Source organism: Burkholderia sp. Ac-20349 (assembly GCF_017104865.1).
GTDB classification, from domain to species: domain Bacteria; phylum Pseudomonadota; class Gammaproteobacteria; order Burkholderiales; family Burkholderiaceae; genus Burkholderia; species Burkholderia aenigmatica.
The window spans coordinates 1-7,136 of sequence record NZ_JAAGPM010000239.1; the positions used below are offsets into that span (position 1 = coordinate 1).

The following is a 7,136-nucleotide window of genomic DNA, read 5'->3' on the forward strand; positions in this document are numbered from 1 at the left end:
TCGTGAATCGCCGCGCGATCGAGAAGGCGTATCTCGCGGCGATCGGCCAGGCGCGCCAGCGGATCCTGCTCGCCAATCCGTACTTCATGCCCGGCCGCAAGCTGCGCCGTGCGCTGACGGGCGCCGCAACGGCGCCGGCCTCGCCCGCGATCGACGGCTTGCTGAAACGCGCGCAGGGCGACCTGTCGCGCGGCCAGTACGACAAGGCCATCGCGACAGCGGAAAGCGTCCTTGCGCTCGAGCCCGGCAATCGTCCGGCGAAGACGCTCATCGACAAGGCGAAGGCGCGGCAGATGGATGCCTTGCGCAACAACAGCACACTTGAATAAAGCGCCGGAGAAGACCGACATGACAATCCAGAAAACCCTCGCCGCGGCCTGCGCGGTCACCTTGCTCGCCAGCGGCTGCGCTTCCCAGAACGGGGCCGGCGGGATCTCGTCCGAATCCGTGCTGCGCTGTACGGCGCTCGGCGCCGGCGGCGCGATCGTCGGTGCGCTGATCGGCGGCACCAAGGGCGCGATCGGTGGCGCAGTCGCCGGGCTTGCCGCGTGCGCCGTGATCGAAGTGGCCACGCGGCAGACGAAGACGGCCGCCGAAGTCGATCGCGATTACCGCGCGAGCAATCGCAACAACCTGCCGCCGTACGCGAAGATCGACGCCTACAACACGGTCGTGACGCCGCGTTCCGCCGTCAAGGCCGGCGATCCGATCAAGCTGGAATCGCAGATTCGCGCAGTGTCCGGTACCAACGAGCCCGTCCAGGAAGTCAAGGAAGTCGTGACCGTCTACGCGCCGTCGGGCGAGCAGTTCAAGCGCGGCGAGAAGGTCGTCAACGCCACGCCGGGCAGCGGCGAATTCGACAACAGCTTCACGCTGAAACTGCCGTCGGGCGCGCCGCAAGGCACGTACACGCTCAAGAGCCAGGTCTACCTGAACGGCAAGCCCGGCACGATCCGGCAGTCGAACATCCAGCTCGCGCAGGTCGACGGCGTGACTGTCGTCGCGCTGCTCGACGCCCCCGCCGCACACTGACCGGCCCGTCCTCGCAAGGAGATTCAACGATGTCAACGCTCGATCACGCGCCCGAGGCGGGCAAGTTCGGCCTGCTGCGCGCCGCCGAGGCGGTCACGAACTGGCGCGCGCTCGCCATGTGCGCTTTCGCGATCGTCGCCAGCATGCTGATGGGCATGCTCACGATCCAGGTCCTCCGTCACAGCCCGGTGCTCGGCCTGCTGTTCGTCATCGCGACCTTCGCCACTGCGCTCATCGGCTATTCCGCGGTCGGTATCGTGCTGATGCGCGATGCGCAGGGCGAATCGGTCGGGTTCGTCGATGCGGTGCTGCAGGCGACGTTCACCGCCCACCGCCTCCTCGGGATCGGCGTGCTGCTCGCCGTCGGCTGGATCCTGCTGCTGCTCGCGCTGCTGATCGTGTTCCTGGTCTGCAAGATCCCGGGCCTCGGCCCGCTGCTGTATGCGATCGCGTATCCGCTCGCGGCAATCGTCGCGGGCGCGATCTTCGCTGGCATGTGGTACGTCGGCTATCCGCTCGCCGCCCCCGCCGTCTGGCAGGGCAACACGACGCTGCAGACCGCCGCGCGCCTGCTGCATATCGGCCGTCGCCAGCTGCTGGGCGTGATCGTCAGGATGTTCGGGTTGCTGCTGCTCGTCGGCGTACTGTCGGCGGTCGTGTTCGGCATCCTCGGCACGGGCGCCGCGATCGCGTCGTCGATCTCCGCGGCGACCGGCACCAGCCCGTTGGGCGGCTTGCTGGGCATGCTCGGCGGCATGGGTGGCCTGGGTGGCCTCGGCGGGTTCGGCCGCCACGCCAGCGCGTACGGCATGGGCGCCTACGGTCTCGGCGCGGATGCCGCGGGTGGCGGTTTCGGCGGGATGGGCGGCATGGGCGGGTTCGACTACCGCAGCATGGCCTACCTGGGCGCGTACGGCTTCGGCAACGGCCTGCTGTTCGCGATCGGTCTCGTGATTCCGTTCCTGACGTTCGTCAACGGCACGTGCCTCATCTACCTGCAGACGGTCAGCGGCGTCGATTTCTCCGCGACGGAAGAAAAGCTGAGCCAGCACGTCGCGGACGCGAAACGCCACGCCGAACAGGCACGCGAGCGCGCCGCCGATCGCCTCGCGAAAGCACGCGACGCACACACCGCCAGCACCGCCGGCGCGGCGGGCGCCGCTCCGCTGACGTCGCCGGGTACGGCGTCGCCGGCCGCGGACGATGCGACAGCGTGTGCGCAATGCCACAAGCCCATGGCCGCCGACGACCTGTTCTGCGGCGAATGCGGTGCGCGCCGTTCCGCATGACGGCCGCGTGACGGCCTGCCGGCGTACCGCCTTCCGGGCGGGTTCGCCGCAGGCCTCGATCGCGGGCGAACAAATTGCACCCTCACGCGAATGAAGAGACGAACGGCGCGCTTCACATGGCCACCCATGCCGGCGCCCCTTCGTCCACTTTCGGAGAACCCCATGTTCCGTCGCCCTCTGCTCACCCTCTTCGCCGCCGCGCTGGCGGCGCTTCCGCTTCTGTCGGCCCATGCGCAGATCCCGCCCGACGTGCGTGCGCGCTATGAAGCGACGACGAGCCGCTTCAGCCATCCCGACGGGCTGCGCCCCGAGGCCGACCAGGCCTACACCGGTTCCGCCTTTCCGGGCATCTACGCGATCCGCGTGTCGAAAGCCGGCAGCGCGCCGCCGCCGCTCGTCGGCATGCCCGTGATGTTCTTCGACAGCGACGCGTCGTGGCTGCTGACGCCGTTGGGCGACGACACGTCGAACCCGTACTACCAGCAATGGCGCGTCGCGAACGTGAAGCACTGGAAGGGCTGGGAGCACGTCGCGCAGGATTCGCCGCTCGTCCAGCAACTGTTGCGCTCGATGCCCGTCGACAAGCTGGTGCACCAAGGCGCCGACGCCCCCGTGTTCGTCTACCTGGCCGCCCCGGACTGCCCGTACTGCCGGCGTGACCAGGCCGCAATGGAGAGCAGCCCGTACAGCTTCGCGATCCTGCCGATCACGCTCGACCCGACGCGGATGCCGGTCGTCGAGCATCTTGCCTGCGCCGACGATCCGCTCGGGGACTGGAACAAGCTGATGCGCACCGGGCGCGGCAGCACCGCGCCGTGCAGCCGCTTCGACCGCGCGGCATGGTGGGACCTGAAGCAGCTGTTCTTCCCGCGCTCGGCGACGCCCGCGTTCCTGTTTGCCGACGGCACCGTGATTCGCGGCGACGTCGACGCCGCGATGCGCAAGGCCGCGGACATGAAGGCGCGCGGCCTCGTATTCCAGTGATTTGCCCGGCCGGCCCGCGAGGCCGGCCCCGTCATCCTCCCTCTTCGGAATCCGCCATGTCCAACAAACCGGTTCCCTTGACACCCCAGGAAGTCGACGCGCTCGTCGCACGCTTCAAGGACGTCGATACCGTTCAGAAGCTCGATTTCGCCGCCAAGCAGGCGGCCACGCTCGCCCCGCGCCTGCGGCTGCGCGACCTGAAGACCGTGGCCGGCGTGATGCAGCGCGTGCAGACGGACATCGAGACCGGGATCGGACAGCTCAAGCAGAAGCTGCGCGCGACGAGCGACGCGATGCGGATCCAGCGTGCGAACCTGCGCCGCGACGCCGCGCATGAATCGGGGCCGCTGCTCGACACGTTGCGTGCGGCGTCCGCCGCGGTCGATGCGGCCGAAACGCTCGGCTGGGACGATCCCGCGTGGGACACCAGCGATCCGGCCGCGCTGCACGCCGCCTACGCAGCCGGCCGGCCGTTGCCGGACCGCCTGTACGCCGGAACGATCGGCGTGCGCACCGGGAGCGGCCTCGTGACGATTCCCGCCTTCGTGCCGTTCATCGGCCGGCAACGCATCGTCACGCTGCGCAGCGACAAGCCGGAGAGCCGGCTCGCGATGCTGCAGCTGCTCGGCGCACTCGCGCTGCGGATCCACCTGACGCTGCCGAAGATGGCGGAATTCGTGTTCCTGGATCCGCACAACAGCGGCAACACGTTCCAGTGGGCCAACAGTTTCGCGAAAGCGGAGAAGACCCGCGACCTGCATCGCAGGCTCGACGCGATCGAGGCGGAATTCGGGCGCATCAGCAGCCAGTACCTCGACCACAAGGTCTCGTCGTTCGACCAGCTCGCTCCGTCGGTGCGGCAGCGCGAGAAGCTGCAGATCGTCTGCGTGGCCGACTTCCCGCGCGGCTTCGACGAGGTCACGGCCGCCAAGCTGCTGCGCTTCGCGCGCAACGGGATGGCGAACGGGACGTACTTCCTGATCCATTTCGACGAAACGGCGCCGATGCCGCGCGACATCGACCTCGGCCAGTATCCGCTGTGGGCGCCCCAGCAGCCCGCGACGCTCGGTGCGCGCATCGGCGAAGGCGCTCCGGACGTGCTGCCGACGCCCGCGCGGCTCGAAAGCCTGCTGTCGCGCGCGGCCGCGTTCGAACCGGAACGCGCGGTGCTCGACATCAGCGCGAGCGGCATCGGCGCAACGGACAGCTGGTGGAACCAAGACGCCACGTGGCACGTCAGCGCCCAGATCGGCCACCGCGGCCAGTCGGATCCGTTGACCGTGATGTTCGGCGAGAGCCGCGAGTCGTTCTCGATCCACGGCGTGCTGAGCGCGACCTCGGGCGCCGGCAAGTCCACCCTGCTCCATGTCCTGATCACGACGCTCGCGTGCCGCTATTCGCCTCGCGAGCTGCGCTTCTACCTGGTCGACGGCAAGAACGGCGTGGAATTCGCGCCGTACCGTTCGCTGCCGCATGCGGCCGTGATCTCGCTGAATACGCCGCCGGACCTGTCCCGCAGCCTGCTGGTCGATCTCCTCGAGGAAATGGAGCGGCGCAACGCGCTGTTCCGTGCGCACGGCGTCGACGGCTACCGCGCGTTCCGCGAGCGCTTCCCGAACGAGACGCTGCCGCGCCTGATGCTCGTGATCGACGAGTACCAGGAAGTCGTCGAGCAGGATCCCGACGGCGACGGCTCCCGCCGCCTCATCGAACTCGCCGCGAAGGGACGCAGCGCGGGGATTCACCTGTTCTGCGCATCGCAGCAGTTCGCGCCGCGCGAGATGATCGGCGCACGCGAGTTCATGAACAACATCCACCTGCGCATCGCGATGAAAGCGACCGCCGGCTCGACGGGCGGCATCACGGAATTCGACGCCGAAGGCCGGCAGATGATCGAAAGCCTGACCGCCGCCGGGCAGGTGCTCGTCAACGCGGAAAGCGGCCGTGCCGGCCACAACGTCCAGGGGCAGGTCGCGCTGCTCGATCGCGCGACGCGCGACGACCTGATCGGCAAGCTGCGCGAGAAGGCCGCGCAGGCCGGCATCGACGCCGTGTGCGTGACGCTCGACGGTGTCGAGCAGCCGGTGTTCCTCGAGACGCCGGCGATCGCGCGGCTGCTGGCCGGCGCCCCGCCCGACGACGACGCACTCGCGCACCTGGCGGCGACGCCCGAACGCCAGGGCGGCTTCGGCCTGCCGGGATGGCATCCGGTCGATCGTCCGGTGCCGGTCTGGCTCGGCCGCGCGCTCGATGTCCATTCGTATGCGGCGTTCGCGCTGCGGCGCGCCGACGACGAAAACGTGTTGATCGTCGGCCAGAACGCGAACGCGCGGGCCGGCATGATGCTCGCGACCGCCCTGTCGGCACTCGCCGCGCGCGGCCGCGCGGAGGTCGGCATCGGGGTCGTCGACCACGGCCTCGCGCCGGCGTGGCGCGCCTTGCGCGACACGGTCTGTGCGCCGGCCGGCATCGATTTCGACAGCGGCGAAGACGAAGCGGGCACGCTTGCGCTGTTGCAGCGCTGGGCCGACGAAGCCGCGCGCCGTGCGTCGCTCGACCGCGAGGGCCAGCACCGCGAGCCGACCCGCCTGCTGTTCGTGCCGGATCCGCTGCGCACGGCGGGACTCGTCAGCAATCGCAGCGAGCAATGGGGCTTCGAACCGTCCGATGCGGGTCGCGTGCTCGCGCAGATCGTGCAGAACGGGCCGCGCGTCGGGCTGCACGTCGTGATGGCGATCGAACAGCGGCGCGCGTTCGAGCGCGTGTTCGACATCCGGCGCCAGCTCGACCTGTTCGGCCACCAGGTGCTGATGCAGATGTCGGCCGACGAATCGCTCAAGCTGATGGGCCGTCCGGATGCGCACGCGCTGCAAAGCGCCGGCGATCGTCCGGTGATGGCCCTGCATCACGCGCGCGGTGCCGGCACGTCGACCGTCTTCAAAACCTACATGAGCGGCGACGCGCCCGCCGTTTCGCCGCGTGAAAACCTGTCCGGCGCGCTCGGCGCATTCGCCGCGGCGCTCGCACTCGATCGCACGGAGGAACCCGCGTGATGGACGGTCCGATCGCCGAATGGCTCACGCAGATCGAACGCGCGCGGCGTCAGCTCGACGACGCGGCATCGGTCATGCATCACCTGCGCCGCGAGCTCGACCAGGCGCTGTCGCGTGCGCTTGCGTCGGCGGAGCCGGACGACCCGTCGCGACCACAGCTGCAGCGGCTGTGCGACACCGCGGCGGGACCGCTGCGGCAACGCGAACAGCGGCTCGCCGATGCGCTCGACGATACCGCGCTGCGCCTGCGGCGCTACCTGGGAGGAAACGGATGACGACCTCATCGGAAGACACGCCGCACCGCGTGGCCGACGCCAGCATCCGGCGCGATATCGCGCGGCTGCGCGCGTGCGCGGACGATCTGTCGCGTACGGTTGCGCACATGATGTCCACGATTCCCGACGACAGCGTCGCACCGATCGCGCATGCCGCGCATTTCTGGGGCCGCGAGGTCGACGAATGGCTGCGCGCGATGGAGACGTGGCTCGCCAGTGTTCCCGCGGCGGCCGAGCCGCGTACGCACGAGGGCGAATCGCATGAGTGACACTGGCTTCGGGCCCGCGCTGCTCGTGCGCGTCATCGAGGACCTGCTGTACGACCTGCGCAAATGGCGCGGCTCGATCGACGGCACGCGCGACGGGATCGTGAAAGGCACCAGCACGAGCAGCCCCGCCGCGAGCATGCCGGGCACGAGCAGCGGCAGCAGCACGTAGCGGAAATAGCGCCACGTGTTTGCGCCGAAGATGCGCGCGGCGGCTTCGAGATTCGGGTCGATCTG

Annotated in this window: 8 protein-coding genes and 1 pseudogene; 8 read left to right on the forward strand and 1 reads right to left on the reverse strand. The window is 69.4% G+C overall.

The genetic code is table 11. From position 1 onward, the window contains the following. The 8 genes from G3N61_RS37325 to G3N61_RS37360 form a co-directional block, all read left to right on the forward strand. A partial coding sequence (locus G3N61_RS37325; RefSeq protein ID WP_205824913.1) for a hypothetical protein occupies nt 1-329 on the forward strand: 329 nt, incomplete at its 5' end. A 19-nt stretch (nt 330-348) separates the two neighbouring features. Further along, the gene (locus G3N61_RS37330; protein ID WP_226112300.1) at nt 349-1,032 is read left to right on the forward strand and encodes a hypothetical protein; all 684 of its coding nucleotides are present in this window, start codon (nt 349-351) and stop codon (nt 1,030-1,032) included. A gap of 29 nt (nt 1,033-1,061) precedes the next feature. After that, nucleotides 1,062-2,321: a zinc ribbon domain-containing protein gene (locus tag G3N61_RS40170; protein WP_089454406.1), complete on the forward strand. Its 1,260-nt coding sequence runs from the start codon at nt 1,062-1,064 to the stop codon at nt 2,319-2,321. 162 nt (nt 2,322-2,483) lie between these two features. After that, the gene (locus tag G3N61_RS37340; protein ID WP_043187783.1) at nt 2,484-3,305 is read left to right on the forward strand and encodes a thioredoxin fold domain-containing protein; all 822 of its coding nucleotides are present in this window, start codon (nt 2,484-2,486) and stop codon (nt 3,303-3,305) included. A gap of 56 nt (nt 3,306-3,361) precedes the next feature. Next, nucleotides 3,362-6,358 carry an FtsK/SpoIIIE domain-containing protein gene (locus tag G3N61_RS37345; protein WP_205824912.1) on the forward strand — a complete coding sequence of 999 codons (2,997 nt, stop codon included), beginning with the start codon at nt 3,362-3,364 and terminating at the stop codon, nt 6,356-6,358. Then, on the forward strand, nt 6,358-6,633 hold the full coding sequence (locus G3N61_RS37350; RefSeq protein WP_043187789.1) for a hypothetical protein: 276 nt from the start codon (nt 6,358-6,360) through the stop codon (nt 6,631-6,633). Before G3N61_RS37345 ends, G3N61_RS37350 begins: the two co-directional genes overlap by 1 nt. Continuing rightward, nucleotides 6,630-6,902: a hypothetical protein gene (locus G3N61_RS37355; protein WP_205824914.1), complete on the forward strand. Its 273-nt coding sequence runs from the start codon at nt 6,630-6,632 to the stop codon at nt 6,900-6,902. Before G3N61_RS37350 ends, G3N61_RS37355 begins: the two co-directional genes overlap by 4 nt. After that, nucleotides 6,895-7,071 (forward strand): hypothetical protein, encoded by a 177-nt coding sequence (locus tag G3N61_RS37360; RefSeq protein ID WP_205824916.1) that lies wholly within the window; start codon nt 6,895-6,897, stop codon nt 7,069-7,071. The genes G3N61_RS37355 and G3N61_RS37360 overlap by 8 nt, the downstream gene beginning before the upstream one ends. Here the strand turns inward: G3N61_RS37360 and G3N61_RS37365 are convergent. Further along, nucleotides 7,011-7,136, reverse strand: a pseudogene (locus G3N61_RS37365) (ABC transporter permease subunit); the annotation flags it as partial. The gene G3N61_RS37360 and the pseudogene G3N61_RS37365 overlap by 61 nt on opposite strands.